This is a genomic window from Caulobacter sp. SLTY, from assembly GCF_009905535.1.
Lineage (GTDB): Bacteria > Pseudomonadota > Alphaproteobacteria > Caulobacterales > Caulobacteraceae > Caulobacter.
The window spans coordinates 71730-97856 of record NZ_JAAALA010000012.1; the positions used below are offsets into that span (position 1 = coordinate 71730).

Genomic DNA, 26127 nt, shown 5'->3' on the forward strand with positions numbered 1-26127 from the left:
TGACACTGTCGCCCCCGTATCGCACCCGGCCCCTATGCGCAGACAGCTCCTCGCCCTCGCGGCCGGTTTCGCCCTTCTCGCCAACAGCCTGCCGGCCGCCGCCCAGGGGCCGGCCCTTGCCCAGACCCCGCGCCAGCCGACCTACGAGACGGCCGCGGCCCTGCGTGACAAGGCCCTGCAGGACGACACCGCCTGGAAGCTGACCGAGTCCCTGACCACCGACATCGGCCACCGGCTGGTCGGCTCGCCGGGGATGGCCCGGGCAAAAGACTGGGCGGTGAAGACCTTCGAGGACCTGGGCTTCACCAACATCAAGGTCGAGGAGTTCCCCAAGCCCAGCTGGACGCGCGGCGCGGAGTCGGCCTCGATCGTCGCCCCCTATGAATGGTCGCTCGCCATGATCGGCCTGGGCGGCAGCGTACCCACCCCGGCCAAGGGCATCGAGGCGGAGATCGTCGTCTTCCCGGCCTACGCCGACCTGCTGGCCGCGCCGGAAGGCTCGCTGAAGGGCAAGATCGCCGTGGTCACCGCCCCGATGACCCGCACCCTGGATGGCGCCGGGTACAGCGCCGCCGGCATCGCTCGCCGCTCGGGCCCATCGGAAGCGGCCAAGCGCGGCGCGGTCGCCTATTTGGTCCGCTCCATCTCAACCTCGGACCTGCGCAGCCCCCACACCGGCGGCACCAGCTATGCCGAGGGAGTCCCCAAGATTCCGGCCGCCGCCATCGGGGTGCCGGACGCCGAGCTGATCGAGAAGCTGGCCGCCAAGGGTCCGGTGAAGATCAAGCTCAACATGGCCTCGACCGTGAACGAGAAGGCCGTGGCCTGGAATATTTCCGGCGACATCGTCGGCTCCTCCAGGCCGGAGGAGGTGATCATCATCGGGGGCCACCTCGACAGCTGGGACGTCGGCACCGGCGCCATCGACGACGCCTCTGGCATCGGGATCACCACCGCCGCGGCCAAGCTGATCGGCGACTTGCCGCGCCATCCGGCCCGCACGATCCGCGTGGTGATGTGGGGCAGCGAGGAGCGGGGCGGCTCGGGCGACGCCTTCGAGCGGATGCACCGCGACAACCTCGCCAACTTCGTGGTCGCCTCCGAAAGCGACCTCGGCGCCGACAGCATCTACGCCTTGATGCTGCCGAAGGGCTCAGTCCGCGCGCCGCAGTTCGCCGACCTGCCGGCGCTGATGGCCCCGCTGAAGATCATGGTCTCCCGCGACCCGGCCCTGTTCGGCGGCGCCGACACCTCCGAAATCCAGGCGGCCGGCGTGCCGGTGTTCAACCTGCGCCAGAGCGCCCTGCGCTACTTCGACTTGCACCATTCGCCGGACGACACCCTGGACAAGGTCGACCCGATCCAGCTGAAGCAGAACGTCGCCGCCTGGGTGGTCGTGCTCTGGGTGATCGCCGACAGCGACATCGACTTCCGGGCGCTGGCGAAATGAGCCGTCTCGCCGGTCACCATGTCGCCGTCCTGATGGGCGGTCTGTCCTCCGAGCGGCCGGTCAGCCTGGTCTCCGGGGCCGCCTGCGCCGATGCCCTCGAGCGGCTGGGCGCCACGGTCACCCGCATCGATGCGGGCCGCGACCTGGCCCAGGTCCTGGCCAGCCTGAAGCCCGACGTCTGCTTCAACGCCCTGCACGGCGAATGGGGCGAGGACGGCTGTGTCCAGGGTATCCTGGAGACCTTGGCCATCCCCTACACCCACTGCGGCGTCCTCGCCTCGGCCTTGGCCATGGACAAGGCCAAGGCGAAAGCCGTGCTGGCGGCGGCCGGCGTCACCGTACCCGGCGGCGGCCTGTTCAACCGCCATGATGTCGCCCGCGACCACGTCCTGCCGCCGCCCTATGTGGTCAAGCCCAACGCCGAGGGCAGCTCGGTCGGGGTCTTCATCGTCAAGGAAGGCGCTAACCGCCCGCCGCAGGAAGTCGTCGCCCCGACCTGGACCCATGGCGAAGATGTGATGGTCGAGCCGTTCATCGATGGACTGGAGCTGGCCGTGGCGGTGATGGACGGCGTCGCCCAGGCCGTGACCGAGATCGTGCCCACCGCTGGATTCTACGATTTCGAGGCCAAGTATGGGGAAGGCGGCAGCGAGCACATCATCCCCGCCCGCATGCCCAAGGCCGATTATGACGAGGCCCTGCGCCTCGCCGAGCTCGCGCACCGCGCTTTAGGTTGTCGCGGCGTTACCAGAAGCGATCTTCGTTATGACCCTGTTAAGCGTGATTTGGTTCTCTTGGAGGTCAACACACAGCCGGGCATGACGCCGACCTCCCTCGCTCCGGAGCAGGCGGCTCACCAGGGTGTGTCGTTCGATGACTTGGTGTTCTGGATCGTGGAGGACGCGTATGCCCGCGGCGGTGCGGGGGGGCGGGCGGAAAGCCGGTCCTCAGGGCAAAAGCCCTAGTCCGAAGTCCCGAGCCGCCACGCCCGTGAGGGGTGGGGCGGCCGTGAAGTTGCGCGCGGCGCGCGGCGTGGGTTTGCCCCCGAAAGTCGCCCTGGCCACGGCCGGCGCCGTGCTGGCCCTTGGGGTGCTCGTCGCCCTGGCCACCGGCAACCGCGCCCAGCACCTGGCCGACGCCACCACCCAGGCGCTGGCCGACCGAACGACCGGCTGGGGCTTCACGGTGAAGGAAATCCATGTCGCGGGCGCCACCCCGGCCGGCGAGGAAGCCATCCGCGCCGTCCTGGCTCCGGCCAAGGGCGAGGCCATCCTGGGGCTGGACCTGGCGACGGTTCAGGAGAGCGTCAACAACGTCGGCTGGGTGCAGGAAGCGCGGGTCGTTCGCCTGCTGCCCGACACCCTGATGATCGAGGTCAAGGAGCGCGGCGCGCTGGCCGTCTGGCAGAAGGGCGGGCGCCTGCGGGTCATCGACGGCGCCGGCCGGATCATCCCCGAGGCCGACCCGGCCGCCTTCCCCCAGCTGCCGCTGGTGGTGGGGCAGGGGGCGGAGACGGTCGCCGCCGACATCCTGAAATCCGTGGCCAGCCGGCCGCGCCTGAAATCCCGCGTCGAGGCGATCGTGCGGGTCGATGAGCGCCGCTGGGATATCCATTTGAAGGACGGCCTGATCATCCTGCTGCCGGCCGTCGATGAGGAAAGCGCCCTGATCGAACTCGATTTGCTCGACCGGCGCGACCGTATCCTGGAGTCGGGCCTGGAGCGGATCGACCTGCGCGAGCCTGGCGCCCCGGCCTTCCGCCGCCGGGAAGTGGCCTCGACCGCGCAATTCGGAGGTGGTGTCTGATGGGAGTTCGCGGTCCGTGCTGAAGTCGATGTCGCGTCCTGACACCAAGAGCCGCCAGGCCAGGGACACCCTCAAGGCGGCGCTGTCGCGCCAGCCGCTGATCGCGGCCGTGGATTTGGGCGCCTCCAAGGTCGCCTGCTTCGTCATGAAGCCCGACGGCGTCCGCAAGGCCGACCGCACCCTGACGGCCGCCGGCGTGGGTTATGTCCAGTCGCGGGGCGTCAAGGGCGCCGCGATCGCCAGCATGGACGACGCCGCCGAGGTCATCGCCCTGGCCGTCGAGCGGGCCGAGGGCGTCGCTCTGGCCGCCGTTCAGGGCGTCACCGTGGCCACCGCCGGGGGCCAGCTCGCCTCCTGCCGGGTCTCGGCCCGCGTCTCCCTGGGCGCCCGGCCGATCAGCGACGGCGATTGCTCCCGCGCCCTGGCCGCCGCCCTGGCCGAAATCCGCCTGCCGGGCCGCAAGCCGATCCACCTGCTGCCCATCGCCTGGTCGGTCGACGGCCAGAAGGGGGTGCGCGACCCGCGCGCCATGTTCGGCAAGAGCCTGGGCCTCGAGTTGCTCGTGGTCTCCATCGCCGAGAACACCTTCCAGACCCTCAGCCACTGCGTCGAGCGCGCCCACCTGGAGTTCGAAGGCGTGGTCGCCGCCCCCTTCGTCTCGGCCCTGGCCGCGCTCGAAGAGGACGAGATGGAGTTGGGCTGCATCTGCATCGACATGGGCGGCGGCTCGACCAGCGCCGCGGTGTTCGCCGGCGGCAGCCTGATCCATGTCGACAGCCTGCCGGTCGGCGGCGAGCATGTGACCCAGGACATCGCTCGCGGCCTGTCCACCAGCCGCGCCGGCGCCGAGCGTATCAAGACCCTGCACGGCTCCGCCATCGCCTCGGCCAACGAGGACCGCGAAATGATCGAGGCCCCGCCGCGCGGCGACGATCCCGGCGCCGGACCGGTCGTGGCGCCCCGCAGCCTGCTGAAGGGCATCATCGCGCCCCGCGTCGAGGAGACCCTGGAACTGCTCCGCGACCGGCTTAAGAACGCCGGGGTGATGATCGACCCCGGCGCCAGCGTCATCCTGACCGGCGGCGCCAGCCAGCTGGCCGGCGTGCGCGAGGTCGCTGTCCGGGTCTTCGACCGCCCCGTGCGCCTGGGCCGGCCCCGCCGGGTGCCGCACCTGGCCGACGCCGTCACCGGCCCGGCCTTCTGCGCCGCCGCCGGCATCCTCCACCGCGCCGCCTTCGGCCCTCGCGAGGCGGTTTCCGAGAAGCTGCTGGCCACCATCAAGACGCCTCGCGCCCCGGTCGATCCGAATGCCAATGGCTTCGTGAAGACCCTGATCTGGCTGCGCGACAACCTCTGAACCTGTCCGATCCTTAACTTGCCACCCCCGCGCCCCTCGCTCATCCGTTGAGCATTCGCGGGGGCGAATAAGGCAGAGGGTGGGATGGCTGGGGAGGCTTCCAGGCTAAGGCTGGATTCTGGTCTGCGTCCGGCGAACTACGCGCCGGTGTTCAAGCAATACGAGCGGCTGCACATCCCGGGCATACTCGTTCCCGCGGACGCCGCCGCCCTGGCCGGCGCCGTGGCCGGCTCGACGGCCTGGCGACGCAGCATCCGCCAGAGCGACGACGGCACGGACCTCGACATTCCCATCGACGAATACACGGCCCTCGATGCGGCCGAGCGCGACGCCCTCGAGCGCCGGGCGCACCAAACCGCTCGTGACGCCTTCCGCTACATGTTCGACACCGTCCGCATCGGCCAGGACCTGGACGCCGGCCGCCCTGTGGAGCCGGCCCTGGCCGCCTGGCAGGCCTTCGTCAACGACGCGCCCTTCCTCGATTTCCTGCGCACCCTGACCGGCGATGACCGCATCGTCTATTGCGACGCCATGGCCACACGCTACCTGCCCGGCCACTTCCTCACCGCCCATGATGACGCCGCGCCGGGCAAGCATCGCCTCTATGCCTACGTGCTCAACCTCACCGCCCGCTGGCGGGCCGATTGGGGCGGCATCCTGATGTTCCTCGATGAGGAGGACCATGTGGCCGAGGGCTACACCCCCTCGTTCAACGCCCTGAACATCTTCCGTGTCCCCCAGCGCCACGCCGTGTCGATGGTCGCCCCCTATGCGGGTGAGCCCCGGCTGTCCATCACCGGCTGGATTCGGTCGCAGGCGCCGAGCTAGACCGCGCGCGACAGCTGATGTTACATCCCAGTAATGTTTGAGCGGGGGCTCTGAGCTTGGACCAGACCGGGCCGGTGCGGCGCGAGGGCTTTCTCGGTTCCGAGGCGGTGTCGGCGCTCCTGAATGACCCAGGTGGGTTCGACCCGGCGTCGGTCCTCACACTGGCCGGCGAACATTATGGCCCGGTCCACGGCCACTCGACCCAGGCCCTGCTGCTCCGACCCGGCCAGGCTCTTGCCAGGCTGCTACCCAAGACTGCGCGTGGCGGCTTCCTGCTCGACCTCGGCCCGTCCGGGTGGCGCTCGGAGTGGGGCGGCCTGTTGCTGTTTCAGGGGGCGGAAGGGCGGGTGCAGGGCTACCGCCCCGTTCCCGGCGCCCTGACCCTGTTTCCGGCCTCTGCCGCACCGATGATCAGCCTTATCGCGCCCCAGGGACGGAATCGCGCCTCTATCCTTGGCTGGTGGAACTGAGTCGTTCGCCGGCGGACGGACTCACTTCCGACTCAACGATCCCCGAAAACGCAGCGTCATCCACAGTTGTGGATCGCTGCGGCCAGCCGTCGCGATTCGCGCAAGCCCTTATGTCGCAACAAAAATCCTCAGCTCACGGCTCGCCGAGACAACGACTCAGGTTAAGCGTCTTAACCGCCAATTAACGCAGTCAGATGTCTAGTTAACGGGTCGTAAGCCATGTTCGCGGGTGGGCGCGGAACTGGTCAGGGCGACGACTTCAACGGACGCGGGGTCCATATTATGAAGCTTTACGCTCCTCAAACCACCGAACTGAAGCCGCGCATCGTGGTCTTCGGGGTCGGCGGCGCCGGCGGCAATGCCGTCAACAACATGATCGAGGCCGGCCTCGAGGGCGTTGAGTTCGTGGTGGCGAACACGGACGCTCAACAGCTGGCCTTCAGCAAGACGCCGCTGCGCATCCAGCTCGGCGTGCAGGTGACGCAGGGCCTCGGCGCCGGCGCCCATCCCGAAGTCGGCATGAGCGCGGCCGAGGAAAGCACCGTCGAGATCGGCGAACACCTCGATGGCGCCCACATGGTCTTCATCACCGCCGGCATGGGCGGCGGCACCGGCACCGGCGCGGCCCCGATCATCGCCAAATGCGCCCGCGAGCGGGGCATTCTGACGGTCGGCGTGGTGACCAAGCCCTTCCACTTCGAAGGCCGCCATCGGATGCGCCTGGCCGACGCCGGCATTGCGGAGCTGCAGCGCTACGTCGACACTCTGATCGTCATCCCGAACCAGAACCTGTTCCGGATCGCCAACGAGAAGACCACCTTCGCCGAAGCCTTCGGCATGGCCGACCAGGTTCTGCACTCTGGCGTCCGCTCGATCACCGACCTGATGGTCCTGCCCGGCCTGATCAACCTCGACTTCGCTGACGTCCGCACGGTGATGACCGAGATGGGCAAGGCGATGATGGGCACTGGCGAAGCGACCGGCGAGGACCGCGCCTTGATGGCCGCCCAGAACGCCATCGCCAACCCGCTGCTCGATGAAGTCTCGCTGAAGGGCGCCAAGGCGGTGCTGGTCAATGTGACCGGCGGCCTGGACATGACCCTGCTGGAGGTCGACGAGGCCGCCAACGCCATCACCGAACAGGTGGACGCCGACGCCAACGTGATCTTCGGCGCCGCGTTCGACCCGTCGCTGGAAGGGACCATCCGCGTCTCGGTGGTCGCCACCGGCATGGACGGCGCCTCGATGGCCGCTATCGAACCGACCCGGGCCCGGAACACCGCCGCCAAGCCGCTGATCGCCGGCGACATGCGCATCGCTCCCGAACCGGCGCCCGTCGCCCGGCCGGAGCCGATCGTCGCGGCCATTCCCGAGCCGATCCGCGACCAGTCATGGACCATGGCCGCCGAGGCTCGCGACAGCGACCCGGTCCGTCCCGAGCCGGTGACCATCGCCGGCCCGGCGGAAATCGCGCCCGAGCCGGTCGCTGAGCCGAGGTCCGACTTCGGCCTGTTCGATGCCCAGCCCGCGCCGCGCCAGCCGGAAATCCGCACCGCCGCGACCCAGCGCACCCTGATCGTCGACCCCCTGGTCGATGAGAGCCCGATCGACGAAGGCCTCTACGTCAATCCGCACGACGAGCCTCAGGAAGAGCGCAAGAACGGCTGGATGAGCCTGTTCGGCGGTCGCCGCCAGAACACCGGCTACCAGAGCGCCCCGGCCCCGGCCCGCGCCGCCTTTGGCGGCGGCAGCGCCGCCCCGGCTCGCCAGCCGGTCGAGGATGTGGCCCAGGAAGAAGAGACCGACGACCTGGAAATCCCCTCGTTCCTGCGTCGTCTGGCCAACTAGGCTCCAGGCTCGCAACCAAATTGGAGAGGCCTCGGCAAACGCCGGGGCCTTTTCGCTTTTCAGAGGTCGACCAGCACCGCATTGATTGCCACCCGCGCGCCGTTCGCCAGCGCCGGGTGGCTGTCGCGGTAATAGGGCAGCTGCAGCAGCGCCACGGACAGCGCCCAGCCTCGCCCCCGCGCCCAGTCGGCGTCGTCCGCCTGCAAGGCGTCGCGAAACGCGGCCCGGCCTTCGGGCCCCAGCACGAACCAGGCGGGTTGCAGGTCGCAGGCCGGATCGCCCACGGCCAGGCAGCCGAAGTCCAGCACCGCCGCCAACCGACCGTCCCGCGTCAGCAGATTGCCGGCCTGAAGGTCGCCGTGGATCCAGACCGGCGCGCCCGTCCAGGCCGGGGCGTCCCGATCCCGAGCCCAGGCCGCCCGCGCCGCCTCGACATCGATCTCACCCTCTAGCTGGCCGAGCGCCGCCTGGGTCACCCGCTCGCGCCTCGCCAGGGGAACGCCACGCCAGCTGTTGTCCGGCCCCGGCGGCGGGGCATCATCGGTCGGTTGGCGTCTCAGCGCCGCGACGAAGGCGGCGAGGTTGCGGCCGAGGTCCACGCCGCCGGCAGAGGGCGGCGGCTCGCCCCCCAACCATAGACAGACGGACCAGGCCAGCGGGAAACCCTCGCCCGGCGCGCCGACCGCCAGCGGGATCGGCACGGGGCAGGGGAGGGCTGGTCCCAGGCGTTGCAGCCAGCGCGCCTCCTTGGCCACCTGCCCCGCCGCCCGCGCGTGCCTCGGCAACCGGACCGCCAGCGCCTCGCCCAGCCGAAACATCCGGTGGTCCGTTCCCGTCACCGCGGCCGGCCGCACCGTTAGATCCGCCCACTCGGGGAACTGGCCGCCGACGAGTCGCCGCACCATCTCTGCGTCGATGTCGATTTCGTCGGCGTGCAGTCTGTCGGCCATGCGCCAGTGTCGTCTATCAGGAGCGCCATGACGACTCCTCCGCCCGAACCCCGCCTAGGCGTGGGCGCCGCCATTGTCCGTGATGGCAGGCTTCTGCTGTTCCGCCGGCTGCGCGAGCCGGAGGCGGGAAAGTTCAGCATCCCCGGCGGCAAGATCGACCTCGGCGAGGCGACCGAGGCGGGCCTGCGCCGCGAGGTGCTGGAAGAGACCGGCCTGACCATCGGCGCCCTGAGCCTGCTCTGCGTCGTCGACCTCATCGATCCGGCGGGCGGGTTCCATTGGGTTTCGCCCACCTATCTCGCCGTCGAGGCGGAGGGGGAGGCGGTGCTGATGGAGCCGGAAAAGCACGCTGACCTGGGCTGGTATCCGTTGAATGCCCTGCCGACGCCGCTCAGCGCCGCCGCTGAGGCCGTCCGGAACGCCCTGAAAACGCCTGTTACGGGGTCTTCGCCCGCCGAGTGAAACCCTAACGAATTCAGATGCTTCCGAAGGTAACAATCCGAAACACCTCTTGCTTTGCTGCATTGCGAAGAGACGCCTACAAGGACGACGGGGCGTGATGCGGCCGGTTCGGTCGCGAGCAACAGTTCAAAGGTCGGTCTTGTCCGTTTCGGCATACCATCAGCACACCGTCGGCGGCCCGGCCATCTTCGCCGGCATCGGCCTGCACACGGGCGAACACGTCCGCGTCGCGGTGCGCCCCGCGGCCATCGACGCCGGTATCGTCTTCATCCGCACCGATGTGCGTGACCGCGACAACGCCGTGCGCGTCTCGCCGGAATCCGTGGTCAAGACCCAGCTGGGCACGGTGATCGGCAACGCCGCCGATGTGACCGTCTCCACCATCGAGCACCTCATGGCTGCCCTGGCCGCCCTCAGCATCGACAACGCCATCGTCGAACTGGACGGCCCGGAACTGCCGATCCTGGACGGCTCCTCGCAGCCCTTCATCGAGATCCTCGACCGGGTCGGCCGCCGTCGCCAGGAAGCCGCCCGCCGCTACATCGAGATGCTCGACGCCGTCGAGGTGGTCGAGGGCGAGAAGCGCGCCAGCCTGTCGCCGGCCGATCAGTTCGAAGTCGCCTTCGAGATCGCCTTCGACGCCGCCCCGATCGGCCGCCAGCGCGTCGATCTGGTCGTCGATGAGCAATCCTTCCGCGAAGACCTGGCTGACTGCCGCACCTTCGGCTTCGCCCGCGATGTCGAGGCCCTGCGCGCCGTCGGCCTGGCCCGCGGCGGTTCGACCGACAACGCCGTGGTCCTCGACGGCGACCGCATCCTCAACCCGGAAGGCCTGCGCCGCCCGGACGAGTTCGTGCGCCACAAGGCGCTGGACGCGGTCGGCGACCTCTACGTCCTGGGCATGCCGATCATCGGCCGCTTCGACGGCCTCTACGCCGGCCACGGCCTGAACAACCTGGTCGTCCGCGAACTGATGGCCAACCCGCAAGCCTGGCGCGTCCGCACCTGGGCCCCGGAACTGGCGCAAGCGGTCTAGGGACAGCTAGTCGAAGACGTCTGCCTTTGAATCGCGCTTCCGGCCGAAGAAATCCTTTCGGCCGCCCCGCTTGGCGCTGCTGCGCCCCGCGACCTTGTTGATGAGATAGGTCACCAGTCCGACGCCTAGCGCCAGGATGAAGGTGACCGTGAACGATCCTATGGCCCGCTCCATTCCCTGCCCGGTGATAAGGGACAGGAGAAGCGTCAATACCGACACGCAGAGGGCTGCGGCCGCCACCTCCCACCATTCTCCGGCGGTCGCCCCGGAGAAGATCATCAGGAAGACCACCAAGCCCAACAGCAGCATGTCATCCCCGTAGGTTGCGGCTAAAATGAACCTCACACTAATCGGTACGCGCCGTCGCGCGCGACGCATTCGTTTCGACAGGGGCTCATTCGCCACAATCGCCACATTTGCGCCCGCCCTTGCGTGGTGTAGATACCTCTTCCACGGCGCGGGGGCGCCCGCGTTGCGACGATTGAAGTGAGGGTACGTGCTGTCTTCCTGGAGCCGTAAGGCCGTCTTTGCCGCCGCCATCGCGGCGGCCCTGGTCGCGACCGGCTGCGCCCGCGAGAAACCCAAGCCGCGCCTGGCCTATATCGAGCGTCCGGTCGAGCTGCTCTACGCCACCGGCGCCAACCGGCTGGACGCCCGGCGCTGGACCGAGGCCATCGCCTACTTTGAGGAAGTGGAGCGCCAGCACCCCTATTCGGAATGGTCCCGCCGGGCGATTCTGATGACCGCCTACGCCAACTACCAGGCCAACAACTACGCCGAGGCGATCGAGAACGCCGACCGGTTCATCAACCTGTACCCGGGCAATCCCTCGACACCCTACGCCTACTATCTCAAGGCCATCTGCTACTTCGAACAGATCGTCGATGTCGGCCGCGATCAGGCCGCCACCGAACAGGCGCTGGTCGCCCTGCGGGACGTGCAGGGGCGCTATCCCGAGAGCGAATACGCCATCGACGCCCAGTACAAGATCGACATGGTCTTGGACCAACTGGCGGGCAAGGAGATGGCTGTCGGCCGCTACTACCTGCGCGAAGGCCAGACCATCGCGGCGATCAACCGTTTCCGCACCGTGGTCGACAAGTACCAGACCACCAGCCATGCGCCGGAAGCCCTCTACCGCCTGGTCGAGGCCTATCTGACCGTCGGCCTGCTGGGCGAGGCTGAGCGCACCGGCGCCATGTTGGGCTACAACTTCCCGGACGACGTCTGGTACCGCGACGCCTACCGCCTGCTGAACGACAGGGGCCTGCAGCCCGCCGTCGCCCCGCTGACCCCTGGCGCCAAGCGCAGCTTCCTGCAGCGCGTCACCGGCACGGGCAAGAGGGGTTCCGCCCTGCCGCCGCCGGCCGAGACCAACGCCCCGGCCCCTTCGCCGAGCGCCCCCGGCGCCCCGGTTCAGACGCCGGAGCCGCAGCCGCCGGTGACCCCCCCGGGCACCGAACCGCCGCCGCCGACCGCCGACCCTATCGCGGAAACCCCGACCCCGCCGACGCAATAGGATCCCAATCTGCCGCTTATCCCCGCGACCCGAATGGCGGGATGAGCTGGATTGTCGGGAAGAATTGTTCTCCTCTTGTTCTCGTGATACAGAGAGTCTCGGCTTCGTCCGAACGAGGCTTTGAACACACCTGATTCGAGACGATCCTGACCCCATGCTGATCGGCCTCACTATTCGCGACGTCGTGCTGATCGAACAGCTCGACCTCAGCTTCGGCCCCGGCCTGACCGCGCTCACCGGCGAGACGGGCGCGGGCAAGTCGATCATCCTCGACGCCCTGGGTCTTGCCACCGGCGCCCGCGCCGACGCCGGGCTGGTCCGACGGGGCGCCTCCCAGGCGGCGGCCACGGCGATGTTCGCCCTTCCGGCCGACCATGCGGTCTGGGCCCTGCTCGACGAGAAGGGCCTCGACTATTCCCCGCACGAGGACCTGGTCCTGCGCCGCCAGCTCAGCGCCGACGGCCGCTCGCGCGCCTTCGTTAACGACCAGGCGACCAGCGTGGCGACCCTGAAGGAAATCGGCGGCCGGCTGCTGGAGGTCCACGGCCAGCATGAAACTGTCGGCCTGCTCGATCCCCGCACTCACGGCCGGCTGCTGGACGCCTATGGCCAGGTTTCGTCGGAGGCCACCGCCGCGGCCTGGAGCGCCTGGCGAGCTGCCCGCGAAACCCTGCAGGGCCTGCGCGACAAGGCCGCCCGCGCCGCCGCCGAGATCGAGGAGATCACCCTTCGCCTGGCCGAACTCGACCAGCTGAGCCCGCGCCTGGGCGAAGATGCCGAGCTGGCCGAGGAGCGCGCCCTGCTGGGCGCCGCCGAGAAGGCCCTGGCCGACATTTCGGCTGCCCGCGAGGCGGTCGAGGGCGGCCAGATCGGCAGCCGTCTGGCAAGCGCCTTCCGCGCCCTGGAGCGGGCTCGCGAGCGCGCCGTGCAGGCCGGCGCCGGGGAGGGCAGCGCCGCCCTGACCCGCCTCGCCGCCGCCCAGGAGATCATCGACCGCGCCGTCAACGAGGCCGAGGAGGCCGCCTCCGCCATCGACGCCGCCGCCGACAGTTTCGAGCTGGATCCCCAGCGGCTTGAACAGGCCGAGGAGCGGCTGTTCGCCTTGCGCGCCATGGCCCGCAAGCTGTCCTGCACGGTGGAGGACCTGCCCGACCGGCGCGTCCGCTACGCCCAGGAGCTGGCCGCCTTCGAGAACACCGAGGAGGCGCTCAAGGCGGCGGAAGTGGCCGAGGACTGGGCGCGCGAGACCTACTTCGCGGCCGCTCGGCGCCTGTCGGCCGAACGCCGCGCCGCCGGCGACCGCCTGGCCGCCGGGGTGATGGCCGAGCTCGCACCCCTGAAGCTGGAGAAGGCCCGCTTCCAGGTGGCGGTCGAGGACCTGCCCGTCGAGCGCGCCGGGCCGCTTGGCCTCGACCGCATCGCCTTCGAGATCAGCACCAACCCCGGCGCCCCCTTCGGCCCGCTGGAGGCCATCGCCTCGGGCGGCGAACTGGCCCGCTTCGCCCTGGCGCTGAAGGCGGCCCTGGCCGGCCGCGACGAGGGCGCCCAGCCGTTGATGATCTTCGACGAGGTGGACCAGGGGGTCGGCGGCGCCGTGGCCGACGCGGTCGGCCTGCGCCTCAGGCGCCTGGCCACCGGCGCCCAGGTCCTGGTCGTCACCCACAGCCCGCAGGTGGCCGCGCGCGGCGACGCCCATTGGCGCATCGCCAAGGCCGGCGACAGCGAAAAGACCCGCACCTCGGTCGAGACCCTGTCTCCGGACGCTCGGGAGGAAGAGATCGCCCGCATGCTGTCGGGTGCGGCGGTGACGCCGGAGGCGCGCGCGGCTGCGCGGGCGCTGATCGACGCTTGACCCTCGCCGGGTTCAATCAGGCTCGCTAGAACGGTCGCATGATCGACGTCGCCGACCTCACCGAAGCGCAAGCCGCCGAAGAGCTGACCAAGCTCGCCGACCAGATCACTCACCACGACCTGGCCTATCACCAGAACGACGCGCCGGAGATCAGTGACGCGGACTACGACGCCCTCAAGCGCCGCAACCTGGCCATCGAGGAGCGATTCCCGCACCTGATCCGCGAAAACTCCCCGTCGATGCGGGTCGGCGCGCCGCGCGCCGAACAGTTCTCGGCCGTCGAGCATGGCGTGCCGATGCTGAGCCTCGACAACGCCTTCTCTGACGAGGATGCGCTGGAGTTCGACGCCAGGATCCGCCGTTTCCTCCGCCTTGACGAAACCCCCATCGCCTATACCGCCGAGCCGAAGATCGACGGCCTTTCGGCATCCCTGCGCTACGAGAAGGGAATTCTGGTCCAGGGCGCCACGCGCGGCGACGGTCGGGTAGGGGAGGACGTCACCGCCAACCTGCGCACCCTCAAGGACATCCCCCACCGCCTGTCGGGCTCCGGCTGGCCCGACGTGATCGAGGTGCGCGGCGAGGTCTATCTGGGCCATGCCGAGTTCGCCGCCCTGAACGCCGCGGCCATGGAAGCCGGCGATCGCACCTACGCCAACCCGCGAAACGCCGCCGCCGGTTCCCTGCGCCAGATCGACAGCACGATCACCGCCAAGCGCCCTCTGCGCTTCTTCGCCTATGCCTGGGGCCTGGTCAGCGAAAAGTTCGCCGAGACCCAGTGGGAGGCGCTCGCCAAGCTGAAGGCCTGGGGCTTCCAGACCACCCCGCAGTCGACCTGCGTCCAGGGCGCCGACGGCCTGCTCGCCGCCTACGCTGTCCTGGAGCGCGAGCGGCCGAACCTCGGCTATGACATCGACGGCGTGGTCTACAAGGTCGACCGCCTCGATTGGCAGCAACGCCTGGGCTTCGTCTCCCGCGCGCCCCGCTGGGGCATCGCCCGCAAGTTCCCGGCGGAACAGGCCCGCACGGTCCTTGAGGCCATCGACCTCCAGGTCGGCCGCACCGGCGCCGTCACCCCCGTGGCCCGCCTCAAGCCGGTGACGGTCGGCGGCGTGACCGTCACCAACGCAACCCTGCACAACGCCGACGAGATTGCCCGCAAGGACCTGCACATCGGCGACACGGTCGTCGTCCAGCGGGCGGGCGACGTCATCCCCCAGGTGGTCGAAGCGATCCCCGAGCTTCGCCCCGCCGGCGCGGCGCCTTACGAGTTTCCCACCCACTGCCCCTGTCCGCTCCAGACACCCCTGGCCCGCGAGACCACGGCCGGCGGAGCCGAGACGGTGGTGCGCCGCTGCACCGGCGAACTGGCCTGCCCGTTCCAGCGGATCGAACACCTCAAGCATTTCGTCTCCCGCCGCGCCTTCGACATCGAGGGCCTCGGCGAGAAGCAGCTGCAGGGCTTCTACGACGAGGGCCTGATCCGCGAGCCCGCCGACATCTTCACCCTCGCCGAACGCGACAAAGTCTCCCTCAAGAAGCTCAAGGATCGCGAGCGGGCCGGGGAGACGAGCGTCGCCAACCTGTTCGCCGCCATCGAGACTCGGCGGACCATCCCTCTCGACCGCTTTATCTACGGCCTGGGCATCCGCCACATCGGCGAGCAGACGGCCCTGGTCATGGCCCGTGGCTACGGGACGGCGGCCGAGTTCCTGGCCGCCATGGACAAGGTCGCGGCCGGCGACGAGGAGGCGGTGGCCGAGCTCGACGCCATGGATCAGATCGGCGACGCGGTCATCCAGGCCGCCGCCGCCTTCTTCGCCGAGGACCACAACCGCGGCATGGTCCAGCGCCTGTCTGACCAGCTCACCGTCCTCGACGCCGAGAAGCCCAAGACCGACACCGCCGTGGCCGGCAAGACGGTGGTGTTTACCGGCGCCCTGGAACGCATGACCCGCGATGAAGCCAAGGCCCAGGCCGAGGGCCTGGGCGCCAAGGTGGCCTCCTCGGTTTCCAAGAAGACCGACCTGGTGGTCGCCGGCCCGGGCGCGGGCTCGAAGCTGAAGACGGCGACCGAACTCGGCATCCAGGTGATGACCGAGGACGAGTGGCTGGCCATGGTGGCGGGCTAACCCGGCTGTGCCTTCGGCTTGCGATCCGCCAGAGCCGCGATGCCGACCACGGCGAGGAAGGTGATCAGGGCCGTGCGGCCATAGGCGAAGCTGGAGCCGTCCGGCACGGTCAGGCCGGCGACGATCTGCAACGCCACCAGGAAGGCGATGAACAGCAGGGCCGGCCAGGGCGAGCGCTGCCAGGCGCCGCGGCTCCACAGCCAAGCGCCGCCGGCCAGGGCGATCAGCCCCATCTCCAGGGTCTTCTCGGCGTCGGGATAGTCCCACCAACCCAGCCCCACCTTCGGACCGCCGATCCACAATTCGAGGTCAGGCCTGTGCACCAGCCAGTCGAGCACCCAGTGGGAGAAGACCACCAGGGCCACGGCAATCGCCGCGCCCCAGTTCAGCTTGAGCAGGAAACGGCAAGCCAGAAGCGCCGCCAGCGACCAGACCACCACCGCAGGCAGGCTGTGGGTCCAGGGCATGTGATAGAGGTCCAGGGGGCTGCCCGGCAGGTCCGGGTCGAACCGCACCTTCTCGACCCCGGCCATCACCAGCCCGGCCCAGCCGATGTCAATCAACTGAGCGCCGGCGACCAAGGTCCACAGCGGCGCCTTGGGCTCGATGGCCTTGGCGGCAAGGGCGGCGGCATAGTGACCGACGAACATGATGGCGTCCTCCCCCGAGGTTGCCCGGGAGAGTGACTCGCGCTCAGCCCGTGAGCAAGCCGCTCACTGCTGCTGTTGCTGCTGCTGTTCCTCACGGAAGGCGTCGACGCCCCGTCGGCGGCCGCCCCGGAAGGTGGGTCTTGGCAGGTTGAAGAACTCCGGCTCCGCCAGGGCCGACTTGGCCTTCGACACCGCCACATCGACGGCCAGCTGGCTGTCGCTGTCGCCCTTGTAGACCCCGCGCGAGGGCGGCACGTCGCTGTAGTCGCGGCCCATGGCCACGGCCACATGGCGCTCGCCCGTCAGAATGTTGTTGGTCGGATCGAACCCGACCCAGCGGTGGCTGGGCAGGAAGACTTCCACCCAGGCGTGGGTGGCGTCGGGGTCCGAACGGTCGCCCTTCTTGCGATCGGTGAACAGATAGCCGGAGACATAGCGGGCCGGCAGCCCCCAGTCGCGGCAGATGGCAATCATGATGTGGGCGAAATCCTGGCAGACCCCGGCGCCGCTCTCCAGCGCATGATCGATCGGGCTATCGGCGCGGGTCACGCCCGGCTCGTAGTCGAAGGCCGAGTAGATGGTCTCGTTGAGCTGGCGCAGGCCGGTCAGCGGGTCCCGCAGGCGCGGCCGGTCCAGCCCCTTGGCGGCCATGAACTGCGTCAGGGCGTCGGTCTTCACCGCGAACCCATGCGGCTGGAGGAAGTCGAAGCATTCGGCCTGGGTGAAGCTGCTGTTCAGCCGGTCCCATTCGCCGAGGTCCAGGCCGGCCGGCAGCTCCGGCGGCTCCTGTGTCTCCACCGTGGCGCGGGCGACGATGGTCAGTTCGTCATGCGGCTGGGGCACGTCGAAATGGTGCACGGCGTTGCCGAACGGGTCGATGTAGCTGAACAGCTGGGCGCGGGGCTCCAGGTCCAGGTCGAAGCTGATCAGCCTCTGGCGGACCGACTTCTGCGGCTGCATCCGCAGCTCCATGACGCTTTCGCGCACGGGGTGCTCATAGTGGTACCGGGTGACGTGACGGATATCGAGCAGCATCAGGCCGGCAACCTCATCTCGAGGGGATAGGCGACGAAGGTCTGGTAGAGGGCCTCGTGGATGCGGCTGCAATCGGCCACCACGCTGGCCAGCAGGGTCGCCGCCCCGTTAGCCTCCAGCTCCTCAAGGTCGGTGAACTCGAGCCGGGACCGAAGGCGTCCGGCCAGGCGCTCGGGCCGCCCCCGCCCGCCGAAGGCGGCATGGCTGGCGATATCGGCCATGCTTTCCTCGATCCGCGCGGTGGCGAAGCGGATCGAGCGGGGGAAGTCCTCGTCGAACAGCAAAAAGTCGAGGATGTGCTTGGGCTCGATCTCGGCGGTGTAGGTGCGCAGATAGGGTTCCAGTGCGCAGCCCATCCGCAGCACGTTCATCAGGGTGACGTGGTCGCCGGTCGGCACCGCCCCATCCCCGAACGCCGCCCGCAGCAGCCTGGCGATCAACTGGGCCCGCTCGATATGGACGCCCAGCATCAGGAACCGCCAGCCTTCGCCGTGGCTCATGGTGGCGTCCGCGGCGCCCTTGAACAGGTGCAGGTCGGCGATCACGTCGTGCAGGAAGCTGGTGTGCTCGCGCTCGAAGATGCGTTCGGCGCCCTTCTCGTTGACCCGCAGGTACAGCAGGTTCAGCCGCTCCCACATCTCGGTGGTGATCTGGTCACGCACCTGCCGGGCGTTCTCCCGGGCGCGGGCCAGCGACATGCGGACCGAGTTCGCATCGTCATTGCCCAGGGTCAGTTCCTTGGCGGTCTCGAACAGGTTGCTGTCGGCGGCCGTGAGGTCGTCGCCCAGGGCCGAGAGGGCGATGCGCGCGGTTTCATTCGCGGCCATGGAACGGTCGAGGGTGGCGTTGAGGGTGACATCCGCCAGGCGGCAGACGTGCTCGGCCCGCTCCACATAGCGGCCCACCCAGTAGAGGCTGTCGGCGACGCGGGCGAGCATCATGGCGCGATGTCTCCCTTGGCCTGGACATTGGGGCCCAGCACCCAGGTGTCCTTGGACCCGCCCCCCTGGCTGGAATTGACCACCAGGCTGCCCTTGCGCAGGGCCACCCGCGTCAGGGCGCCGGGGGTGACCACGATCTTCTCGCCCGACAGGATAAAGGGGCGCAGGTCCACATGCCGATTATCCACCCGCCCGTCGATCAGGCAGGGCGCGGTCGACAGCTGGATGGTTGGCTGGGCGATGTAGTTGTCCGGATCGGCCTTCAGGGCGGCGGCGAACTCGTCGCGCTCCGCCTGGCTGGCGTGCGGCCCGACGAGCATGCCGTAGCCGCCTGAGGCGCCCACCGCCTTGACCACCAGCTTGTCGAGATTGGCCAGCACATGGCTCAGCTGCGCCGGCTCACGGCAGAGGAAGGTCTCGATGTTGGGCAGGATGGCGTCCTCGCCGAGGTAGTAGCGGATGATCTCGGGCACATAGGCATAGACCGCCTTGTCGTCCGCCACGCCGGTGCCCGGCGCGTTGCAGATCATCACATTGCCGGCCCGGTAGGCGTTGAACAGGCCGCCGACGCCAAGGCTGGAGTCCCGACGGAAGGTGAGGGGGTCGATGTAATCATCGTCCACCCGGCGATAGATCACGTCCACCCGCTGCAGGCCGGTGGTGGTGCGCATGTAGACCATGTTCTCGTGGATCACGAGGTCGCGGCCCTCGACCAGCGGCACGCCCATCAGCCGGGCCAGGTAGGCATGTTCGTAATAGGCGCTGTTGTAGACCCCGGGGGTCAGCACCACGACCTGTGGATCGGCCTTCCACTCCTGGGCCATGCTCTTCAGCGTGGCCAGCAGCAGGTCGGGATACCGCTCCACCGGCCGCACGCTGGCAGCCCGGAAGGCGCCGGGGAAGGTGCGCCGCGCCGCATCGCGGTTGGCCAGCATGTAGGAGACGCCGCTGGGAACCCGCAGGTTGTCCTCCAGCACATAGAAGTCGCCGTCCTGCCCCCGGATCAGGTCGCTGCCGCAGACGTTCGCATAGGCCTTGTGCGGCACATACAGGTGCTGCATCTCGCGCCGGTAGGACGGGGCGCCCAGCACCAGTTCCCTCGGCAGGATTCCGTCCATCAGGATCTGCTGCTCGCCATAGATGTCGGCCAGGAACATGTTCAGCGCCCGCAGCCGCTGGGTCAGCCCGGCCTCGATCCGATCCCACTCCGCCGACGGAATGATGCGCGGGATCAGGTCGGTCGGAATGATCCGCTCGGTCGCCGCCTCCGCGCCATAGACGGTGAAGGTGATCCCCTGCAGCAGGAAGGATCGCTCCAGCGTGGTCTGCCGCGCGCTCAGGTCCTCGCCCGACAGGCTGGTCAGCCGCTCGTGCATCACCCCGTAATGGTCGCGCACGCCCCCGTCGTGGCCATACATCTCATCAAAGGCGGCCCCCGGCGTATAGAAGGGCTGGGCCATGGGCAGGCTATGGTTCGGGTCGGTTGTCCGTGTGTCCGTCACTTGAACTTCAGTTCCCCAAACCGGCCGCCCACGGCGCGTCCTTCAACGTTTTTCTAGCCGGTTGGTCGCCAAGCCGCGCGTGGATCGAACGAGTCGGCGACCGCGAACAACGGCTGCTCGACATTTGTGCAGGTTTCTCGGGCCGGGGGGAAGCGGCGCCGATGGGCCAACCCCACAGCCCGGACCGGCGCCGAGAAAAATGGCCGCTCCAGTTTTCAGCCGTTTGCGTTGCCGGTCGCCGGTAACCATGGGACGGCGAACAGTGGCTACTCATTTCGCGTGGCCCCATTCTGGTGAGCCGTCATGCCAATGCCCTTTCTTTCGTCCCCCTCCGACGTGGACGGCACAAACGGCTACGTGCTCCTCGGCACGGGAGGCGGCGACAACGTCGAAGCGGTGGCCATCATCGGCGACGTCAATGGGGACGGCATCGCCGACTTCCTGGTCGGCGCCACCGGGGTGGGGGTCAACCAGCCCTACGCCGGCGCCGCCTATTTGGTCTACGGGACCCGCGACGGGCATGCGCGGTTCACCGATCTGGCCGACCTGACGGCGCAGCAGGGCTTCAGGATCGACGGTATCGGCCAGGACGATCGCCTGGGCGGACGGGTCGCCGCGGCGGGCGACCTCAACGGCGACGGCCTGGCTGACTTCATCGTCACGGCCAGCCAGCATCAACTGGGCGGCGGTGACTACGTCGGCTATGTCGTCTTCGGCCGCAGCGACTTCGGCGCGACCCTCGACGTCTCGACCCTGGACGGCTCGAACGGCTTCACGGTCCGCCCGGCGAGCCAGGTCTACGACGCCGACGTGCGGTTCGCCTCGGCCGGCGACGTCAACGGGGACGGCATCGATGACCTGCTGATCGGCGAGCCCCAAAACGACACGGGGGGCTATGGCGCCGGCGCCCTGCATGTGGTGTTCGGCACGGACCAGGGGTTTGACGCCGACCTCGACCTCAGCGCGCTGGACGGATCGAACGGCTTCACGATCTACGGGTCGGAGTATCAGGGCCTCGGCTACAACGTCTCGTCGGCCGGGGACATCAATGGCGACGGCTTCGCCGACATCGTGGTCAGCGTCGACGTCTACGGCGGCGCCTTCGACGGCGGCTACGGCGGCTATGCCCCGACCACGATGGACAAGGCCTATGTCATTTTCGGCAGCGACACCGGTTTCGCCGCCGAGGTTTCGCTGGCCGACCTGGACGGGACCAACGGCTTCGTCCTCACCAGCAGCAACCAGGACAACGCCTTCGGCGGCGAGGTCGGCTCGGCCGGTGACTTCAACGGCGACGGTTTCGACGACCTGATCATCTCCGACATCAGCGACGACGAGGACGCCGAGGACAGCGGTGCGGTCTATCTGGTGTTCGGTCGGGCCGGCGGCTTCGCGGCCAGCCTGGACGTCTCCGAAATCCAGGGCCAGGTGGGCTTCCGGATCGGCGGGGTCGGCGAGCGCAGCAAGGTCGGCCAGCTGCTGGCCGCGGGCGACCTCAACGGCGACGGGCTGGACGACCTCATCGCCACCATGCCCTCGCCTGACTCCGAGAACGTCTACACTGGCGGCGTCTATGTGGTGTTCGGCTCGAAGCTGCCGCTAGGCGACGACCTGCGCTACGCCGACCTTTCGGCCGGCGACGGCTTCCTGATCGCCGGGGTCACCAACAAGATATTCGGGCTGTCCGTGTCATCGGGCGGCGACGTGAACGGAGATGGGGTCGAGGACATGATCCTTGGGGCCCAGTACGGCGCCGACTTCGCCGGCGCCGCCTTCGTCATCTTCGGCCAGCGCGATGACGCCGAGACCCAGTCCGGCGCCGGCGGCGCCGACAGCCTCGAGGGCGGCGGGGGCGACGACAGCCTCTCGGGCCTTGGCGGCAAGGATGTGCTGTACGGCCTGATCGGCTCCGACCTCCTGGATGGCGGTGATGGAGCCGATGCTCTGTATGGCGGGTCGGGGGCGGACGACTTGATCGGCGGGCTGGGCGGCGACCTTCTGGACGGCGGAACCGGGGCGGATTCCATGGCCGGCGGGACGGGTGACGACACCTACATCGTCGACGACGCCCTTGACGTGACGACAGAACTGGGCGGCGAAGGTTCCGACCGGGTGCGGGCCAGCGTGACCATCACGCTGGGAGCGGAAATCGAGAACCTGACCCTGCAAGGCGCCGGCGACATCGGCGGGACCGGCAATGGACTGAACAATGTCCTCGACGGCAACAGCGGCGCCAACAGCTTGAACGGCGGGGGCGGCAACGACCTGATCAAGGGCGGTGCGGGTGACGATGTCCTCAACGGCGGGACCGGCATTGACCAGCTTCTGGGCGGTATCGGCGCGGACGACCTCGACGGCGCGGACGACAATGACCGGCTGGAGGGCGGGGACGGCAACGACACCATCCTGGGCGGCGCCGGCGTGGACATCCTCGACGGCGGGGCGGACAACGATACGCTCACGGGCGGACTTGGCGCTGACCAGCTGCTCGGCGGCGCCGGAACGGACACCCTGAACGGGGGGGACGGAAACGACACTCTGAATGGGGGCCTGGGCGCCGACGCCATGACCGGCGGAGTCGGGGACGACGTCTTTCTTGTCGACGACGCCGGGGACACCACCGTGGAATTGGCCGCCCAGGGTGTCGATCAGGTCCGCGCAAGCATCAGCGTAACCCTGGGCGACAACATCGAGACCCTGATCCTCGAGGGCGCGGGCAACCTCAACGGGACCGGCAACGGCCTGGCCAACACGCTCAACGGCAACAGCGGCGCCAATGTCCTCGACGGCTTGGGAGGCAGTGATCTCCTTAAGGGCGGGGACGGGATCGACACCCTGATCGGCGGGACGGGCAATGATATCCTGGTGGGCGGCGCCGGCGCCGACAGCTTTGCGGTCCGCCAGGAGTCCGTCTACTTCAGCCGGGTCCCGGGCGGCCGGGTGCTCGAGATCGATACGATCAGCGACTTCTCCACGGCGCAGGGCGATTTCATCGATTTCTCGGCCATCGACGCGATCGCCTCGACCGGCGGAGACGACGCCTTCCTCCTGGTCGGGGCCTTCAACGGCAATGCCGGCCAGATGACCTTGAGCTTCGCCAGCGGAACCACCACCCTCCGGCTCGACACCGACGGGGACGGACTCGCCGATTACCTGATGAAGATCAACGGCGACGTCAGGGCCGACAGCGGCGGCTGGGTGCTTTAGGTCGCCTTAGTCGGCGCGGCCGGGTCGCTGCCCGGCACCGGGTTCAGCGCATCTTCCTCGGCTCCGCGGACCAGATCCTCGGCCGCGTCGTTGTGGGTGGCGCCGCCCGCGTCCTCCTCGGCCTTGGCCGCCTTTCGGGACGGTGGCTTGAGGCGCAGGGCATCCCGCGCCGCGTCGCCCTCCTGGCCAAACAGACCCCGCACGCGCACTTCCTGCTGCGGCAGGGGGATCTCGAACCCACCCTTGCGCAACGCGTCCTCGATCGCCCAGGTGTAGGCGGCGTGGGCCGCGTTGGGCCGCTTCACCGCCTCCAGCGTCGGCCAGACCACCAGCTCGAACATCAGCCCCACATCCCCGAACCCGACCAGCCAGACTTGAGTCTTGCGGCGCGCCGTATCCTCCAGGGTAAACGGCACCTCATGGGCGGCCTTCAGCACCGCGTCACGCACGGCTTCCTTGCTGGTCCCGTAGGCGACTCTGAACGGCACATGCATCCGCCGGGCGCTGTTCTGGTGGGTCCAGTTGGTGATCGGCGCCTCGATCAGCCGGCTGTTGGGGACCAGCACGTCCATGTCGTCATTGTTGCGCAACCGCGTGGCCCGCGCCCCGATCTCGGCCACCACCCCCCGCTCGCCGGTCTGCAGCTCCAGATAATCGCCGATGCGGATGAGCCGGTCGAAGATCAGCACCAGGCCGGAGATGAACTCCTTGACCACCCCCTGCATCCCGAAGCCCAGACCGACGCCCAGGGCTCCGGCGAACAGGGAGAGGCTGGAAAGGTCCAGCCCGAAGGCCGAGAAGCCCATGAAAACGCCGACAGCGGTGAGGCCATAGGTGGCCACCTTCTCGACGATATAGATGGGCGGGGCAGCCATCGGCCGGCTCTCGCGGGCCCGGCGAAGCAATCGCTGAAGCATCCGCGAGGCCAGCCAGAACAGCACGATGATCAACACGCCGCTGACCACGCCCCCGACCGTCAGATGCGACTTGCCGAAGGTCCACAGCTTGACGTCGCCGATGTCGCGCACCTCGCGCGTAAACTCGCGGGTCTGCTGCGGAAGGATGCTGCCGGCCATGGCGGGACTTTGGCCGCCCAGGGGGGAGGGGGCAAGGGTCGGCCGTGGATTTTGCCAGGCGCCGGTCGCTCGCCTTCCCGGCCCGAGGCGCCCTTAGCCCCTTTCCGGCCAAGGTCTGGTGACATCCCGCCCAACGCGCTCTAGAGCTTCGGAGGGGGCGCTTCGGCAGGGATGTACGGATTGGCGACCCAGCGCCTGTTTTTCACGGCCGTTCTGAGCGTGGGCCTCCTGGCCCCGGCGCTCGCCGCGCGCGCCGAGGAACCCAAGGCGGCGGTCCGTGGGGTCGCGGACGAGGATCTCGGCAACCAGATTCGCCAGGCCGTCGGCACGGCCGACACCGCCCCTGCTTCCCGCTTCGAGGCCCGCCGACGGGGGCAGGAGGCCGCCGAGTCGGCCATCGCCGTGCTTCGATCAGAGGGCTACTATGCCGGCGAGGCCGCCTCCGACCTGGGGGACCGCGACGATGAGGACGGTGAGGCCGTTCCCCGCGCGGTGATCACCGTCACTACAGGCCCGCAGTTCCGCATCGCCCGCCCGACCATCGAATGGCAGGAGACGGCGCCCTCGCCGGAGGTGCAGAGCGCCGGGACCCTGGCCATGGCCCTGCGGCGGGGCCAGCCCGGGCGGGCTCAGGATGTGCTGGCCGCCGAGGGCCGCATCCTGTCGGCCATCGTCCAGCAGGGTCATGCCGACGCTCAGGCCGACCCGCGCGAGGTGATCGTCGACCATGCCGACAACACCGTCCGCCCCACCTTCCGCATCGACGCCGGACCGCTGGTAAAGCTCGATGGTCTGATCCTCGAATACGGGGGCCGCACCCGGCGCGACTGGATCACCGACCTCACCCCATGGAAGCCCGGGGTGGTCTATGCCCCCGACCGCCTGGGCGAGTTGGAGCGACGCCTGCGCGAGACCGGCGCCTACGAAACCGTCTCGGTCAGCCTGGCCCCGGCCGACCAGGTGACGGCGGAGGGCTACCGCCCGGTGATCCTGACCCTGAAGGACCGGCCCCGCCGGTCGCTGGAGGTCGGCGCCGGCTATTCGACCAGCGAGGGCGCCGGCCTCGACATCACCACCACCCGCTACAACGGCTGGCGCCGCGCCGACACCCGGATCATCGCCCTGCGCCTGGCCGAACTGCAGCAGCGGCTCGACTACCGGGTGTCGTTGCCTCACTGGCGCGAGCCGCGCCAGACCCTGGCCATCACCGCCAGCGTCTATAACGAGGTGACCGACGCCTACGACCAGACCGGCGCCTCCCTGACCGCCGACGTCACCCGGCGCACCGGGATCAACGCCTACACCACCTACGGCGCCTCGATCGACGGCGGTCGGGTGGCCGAGATTCTCACCGTCGGCAGTGTGGTGATCCGGGGCGTCGACCGGGATCTGTTCAACGTCTCCCTGCTGGGCGCCTTCGCGGTCGACAATTCCGACGACCCGCTCAACCCCAAGAGCGGCTGGCGGGCCGAGATCCGGGCCGAACCCATCGTCACCTTCGGCGATGCGCAGCTGACCTATCTGAAGACCACCGCCCAAGGCAGCCTCTACCTGCCCTTTGGCGAGGAGCGGAAGCTCGTGCTGGCCGGCCGTCTGAAAGCCGGCATGATCAACGGGGCCGAGACCTTCGACGTGCCAGCCGCCCGCCGATTCTATTCCGGCGGCGGGGGTTCGGTGCGCGGCTACGGCTACCAGGCCATCGGTCCCCGGATCAGCTCGACGCCCCTGGGTGGCATCAGCCTGGCCGAGGCCTCGATCGAGGCCCGCTACGAGCTTACCCGCCAGTGGGGCGTGGTGGCCTTCATCGACGGCGGGGCGGTAGGCGAGAACAGCTTCCCCGAAGGCAAGGATTTCAGCGCCGGTGTCGGCTTCGGCGTGCGGTATAATCTGGGCTTCGGTCCGATCCGCGCCGACATCGCCTTCCCGCTCGACCCGCGCGACGGCGACGCGGCCTTCCAGATCTACATCAGCATAGGCCAGGCCTTTTGAGCGCCACCGACGAGCCC

21 protein-coding genes are annotated in these 26127 nt (G+C 69.0%); 14 read left to right on the forward strand and 7 right to left on the reverse strand.

What is annotated here, in order from left to right:
- Positions 1–34: 34 nt before the first annotated feature.
- From GVN21_RS09005 to ftsZ, 7 genes are all read left to right on the forward strand, one after another.
- A complete protein-coding gene (locus GVN21_RS09005; RefSeq protein WP_166574399.1) occupies positions 35–1450 on the forward strand; it encodes a M28 family peptidase in 1416 nt (471 codons plus the stop codon).
- Positions 1447–2415 carry a D-alanine--D-alanine ligase gene (locus tag GVN21_RS09010; protein WP_166574400.1) on the forward strand — a complete coding sequence of 323 codons (969 nt, stop codon included), beginning with the start codon at positions 1447–1449 and terminating at the stop codon, positions 2413–2415. Before GVN21_RS09005 ends, GVN21_RS09010 begins: the two co-directional genes overlap by 4 nt.
- Before the next feature lie 67 nt (positions 2416–2482).
- Entirely contained in the window at positions 2483–3256 is a 774-nt protein-coding gene (locus tag GVN21_RS09015) for a cell division protein FtsQ/DivIB (RefSeq protein WP_346764236.1), read from the forward strand.
- 28 nt (positions 3257–3284) lie between these two features.
- Positions 3285–4613: a cell division protein FtsA gene (gene ftsA, locus GVN21_RS09020; RefSeq protein WP_166574402.1), complete on the forward strand. Its 1329-nt coding sequence runs from the start codon at positions 3285–3287 to the stop codon at positions 4611–4613.
- A 147-nt stretch (positions 4614–4760) separates the two neighbouring features.
- Entirely contained in the window at positions 4761–5441 is a 681-nt protein-coding gene (locus tag GVN21_RS21355; RefSeq protein WP_166574403.1) for a 2OG-Fe(II) oxygenase family protein, read from the forward strand.
- A gap of 56 nt (positions 5442–5497) precedes the next feature.
- The gene (locus GVN21_RS09030) at positions 5498–5911 is read left to right on the forward strand and encodes a hypothetical protein (RefSeq protein ID WP_166574404.1); all 414 of its coding nucleotides are present in this window, start codon (positions 5498–5500) and stop codon (positions 5909–5911) included.
- Between the two features lie 282 nt (positions 5912–6193).
- A complete protein-coding gene (gene ftsZ / locus GVN21_RS09035; protein WP_166574405.1) occupies positions 6194–7759 on the forward strand; it encodes a cell division protein FtsZ in 1566 nt (521 codons plus the stop codon).
- 59 nt (positions 7760–7818) lie between these two features.
- On the opposite strand, the gene GVN21_RS09040 is transcribed toward ftsZ, so the two are convergent.
- The gene (locus tag GVN21_RS09040; RefSeq protein WP_205690002.1) at positions 7819–8709 is read right to left on the reverse strand and encodes an aminoglycoside phosphotransferase family protein; all 891 of its coding nucleotides are present in this window, start codon (positions 8707–8709) and stop codon (positions 7819–7821) included.
- Between the two features lie 27 nt (positions 8710–8736).
- On the opposite strand from GVN21_RS09040, the gene GVN21_RS09045 reads away from it, so the two are divergent.
- Together GVN21_RS09045 and lpxC are read left to right on the forward strand one after the other, a co-directional pair.
- Complete coding sequence (locus GVN21_RS09045) at positions 8737–9171, forward strand: NUDIX domain-containing protein (protein WP_166574406.1); 435 nt, start codon at positions 8737–8739, stop codon at positions 9169–9171.
- 139 nt (positions 9172–9310) lie between these two features.
- Positions 9311–10207 carry a UDP-3-O-acyl-N-acetylglucosamine deacetylase gene (gene lpxC / locus GVN21_RS09050; RefSeq protein WP_166574407.1) on the forward strand — a complete coding sequence of 299 codons (897 nt, stop codon included), beginning with the start codon at positions 9311–9313 and terminating at the stop codon, positions 10205–10207.
- 6 nt (positions 10208–10213) lie between these two features.
- On the opposite strand, the gene GVN21_RS09055 is transcribed toward lpxC, so the two are convergent.
- Positions 10214–10516 (reverse strand): hypothetical protein, encoded by a 303-nt coding sequence (locus GVN21_RS09055; protein WP_166574408.1) that lies wholly within the window; start codon positions 10514–10516, stop codon positions 10214–10216.
- Between the two features lie 190 nt (positions 10517–10706).
- Between GVN21_RS09055 and GVN21_RS09060 the strand changes: the two genes are divergently transcribed.
- The 3 genes from GVN21_RS09060 (at position 10707) to ligA (ending at position 15710) form a co-directional block, all read left to right on the forward strand.
- Positions 10707–11726: an outer membrane protein assembly factor BamD gene (locus GVN21_RS09060; protein WP_205690005.1), complete on the forward strand. Its 1020-nt coding sequence runs from the start codon at positions 10707–10709 to the stop codon at positions 11724–11726.
- A 154-nt stretch (positions 11727–11880) separates the two neighbouring features.
- Positions 11881–13578, forward strand: coding sequence for a DNA repair protein RecN (gene recN / locus GVN21_RS09065; RefSeq protein ID WP_166574409.1), 1698 nt, complete (start codon positions 11881–11883; stop codon positions 13576–13578).
- A 38-nt stretch (positions 13579–13616) separates the two neighbouring features.
- Positions 13617–15710, forward strand: coding sequence for an NAD-dependent DNA ligase LigA (gene ligA, locus GVN21_RS09070; RefSeq protein WP_166574410.1), 2094 nt, complete (start codon positions 13617–13619; stop codon positions 15708–15710).
- Here ligA and GVN21_RS09075 read toward each other — a convergent pair.
- From GVN21_RS09075 to GVN21_RS09090, 4 genes are all read right to left on the reverse strand, one after another.
- Positions 15707–16360, reverse strand: coding sequence for a hypothetical protein (locus GVN21_RS09075; RefSeq protein WP_166574411.1), 654 nt, complete (start codon positions 16358–16360; stop codon positions 15707–15709). The two genes, ligA and GVN21_RS09075, sit on opposite strands and share 4 nt — an antisense overlap.
- A 63-nt stretch (positions 16361–16423) precedes the next feature.
- Positions 16424–17395, reverse strand: coding sequence for a transglutaminase family protein (locus tag GVN21_RS09080; protein ID WP_166574412.1), 972 nt, complete (start codon positions 17393–17395; stop codon positions 16424–16426).
- Positions 17395–18336 (reverse strand): alpha-E domain-containing protein, encoded by a 942-nt coding sequence (locus GVN21_RS09085; protein ID WP_166574413.1) that lies wholly within the window; start codon positions 18334–18336, stop codon positions 17395–17397. The genes GVN21_RS09080 and GVN21_RS09085 overlap by 1 nt, the downstream gene beginning before the upstream one ends.
- A complete protein-coding gene (locus GVN21_RS09090; RefSeq protein WP_166574414.1) occupies positions 18333–19796 on the reverse strand; it encodes a circularly permuted type 2 ATP-grasp protein in 1464 nt (487 codons plus the stop codon). Before GVN21_RS09090 ends, GVN21_RS09085 begins: the two co-directional genes overlap by 4 nt.
- A gap of 351 nt (positions 19797–20147) precedes the next feature.
- Here GVN21_RS09090 and GVN21_RS09095 point away from each other — a divergent pair, with 351 nt between their 5' ends.
- Positions 20148–23045 (forward strand): FG-GAP repeat protein, encoded by a 2898-nt coding sequence (locus tag GVN21_RS09095; RefSeq protein ID WP_166574415.1) that lies wholly within the window; start codon positions 20148–20150, stop codon positions 23043–23045.
- Here the strand turns inward: GVN21_RS09095 and GVN21_RS09100 are convergent.
- The gene (locus GVN21_RS09100) at positions 23042–24121 is read right to left on the reverse strand and encodes a mechanosensitive ion channel domain-containing protein (protein ID WP_166574416.1); all 1080 of its coding nucleotides are present in this window, start codon (positions 24119–24121) and stop codon (positions 23042–23044) included. The genes GVN21_RS09095 and GVN21_RS09100 overlap by 4 nt on opposite strands.
- Positions 24122–24301: 180 nt before the next feature.
- Here GVN21_RS09100 and GVN21_RS09105 point away from each other — a divergent pair, with 180 nt between their 5' ends.
- Complete coding sequence (locus GVN21_RS09105; protein ID WP_240902828.1) at positions 24302–26110, forward strand: autotransporter assembly complex family protein; 1809 nt, start codon at positions 24302–24304, stop codon at positions 26108–26110.
- Positions 26111–26127 lie beyond the last annotated feature (17 nt).

Bases quoted from the DNA above. Each gene is read 5' to 3' on its own strand.
- GVN21_RS09005 (WP_166574399.1), top strand. From the start codon at position 35: ATGCGCAGACAGCTCCTCGCCCTCGCGGCCGGTTTCGCCCTTCTCGCC.
- GVN21_RS09010 (WP_166574400.1), top strand. From the start codon at position 1,447: ATGAGCCGTCTCGCCGGTCACCATGTCGCCGTCCTGATGGGCGGTCTG.
- ftsA (WP_166574402.1), top strand. From the start codon at position 3,285: ATGTCGCGTCCTGACACCAAGAGCCGCCAGGCCAGGGACACCCTCAAG.
- ftsZ (WP_166574405.1), top strand. From the start codon at position 6,194: ATGAAGCTTTACGCTCCTCAAACCACCGAACTGAAGCCGCGCATCGTG.
- GVN21_RS09040 (WP_205690002.1), bottom strand. From the start codon at position 8,709: ATGGCCGACAGACTGCACGCCGACGAAATCGACATCGACGCAGAGATG.
- GVN21_RS09045 (WP_166574406.1), top strand. From the start codon at position 8,737: ATGACGACTCCTCCGCCCGAACCCCGCCTAGGCGTGGGCGCCGCCATT.
- GVN21_RS09055 (WP_166574408.1), bottom strand. From the start codon at position 10,516: ATGCTGCTGTTGGGCTTGGTGGTCTTCCTGATGATCTTCTCCGGGGCG.
- recN (WP_166574409.1), top strand. From the start codon at position 11,881: ATGCTGATCGGCCTCACTATTCGCGACGTCGTGCTGATCGAACAGCTC.
- ligA (WP_166574410.1), top strand. From the start codon at position 13,617: ATGATCGACGTCGCCGACCTCACCGAAGCGCAAGCCGCCGAAGAGCTG.
- GVN21_RS09075 (WP_166574411.1), bottom strand. From the start codon at position 16,360: ATGTTCGTCGGTCACTATGCCGCCGCCCTTGCCGCCAAGGCCATCGAG.
- GVN21_RS09080 (WP_166574412.1), bottom strand. From the start codon at position 17,395: ATGCTGCTCGATATCCGTCACGTCACCCGGTACCACTATGAGCACCCC.
- GVN21_RS09085 (WP_166574413.1), bottom strand. From the start codon at position 18,336: ATGATGCTCGCCCGCGTCGCCGACAGCCTCTACTGGGTGGGCCGCTAT.
- GVN21_RS09090 (WP_166574414.1), bottom strand. From the start codon at position 19,796: ATGGCCCAGCCCTTCTATACGCCGGGGGCCGCCTTTGATGAGATGTAT.
- GVN21_RS09095 (WP_166574415.1), top strand. From the start codon at position 20,148: ATGCCCTTTCTTTCGTCCCCCTCCGACGTGGACGGCACAAACGGCTAC.
- GVN21_RS09100 (WP_166574416.1), bottom strand. From the start codon at position 24,121: ATGGCCGGCAGCATCCTTCCGCAGCAGACCCGCGAGTTTACGCGCGAG.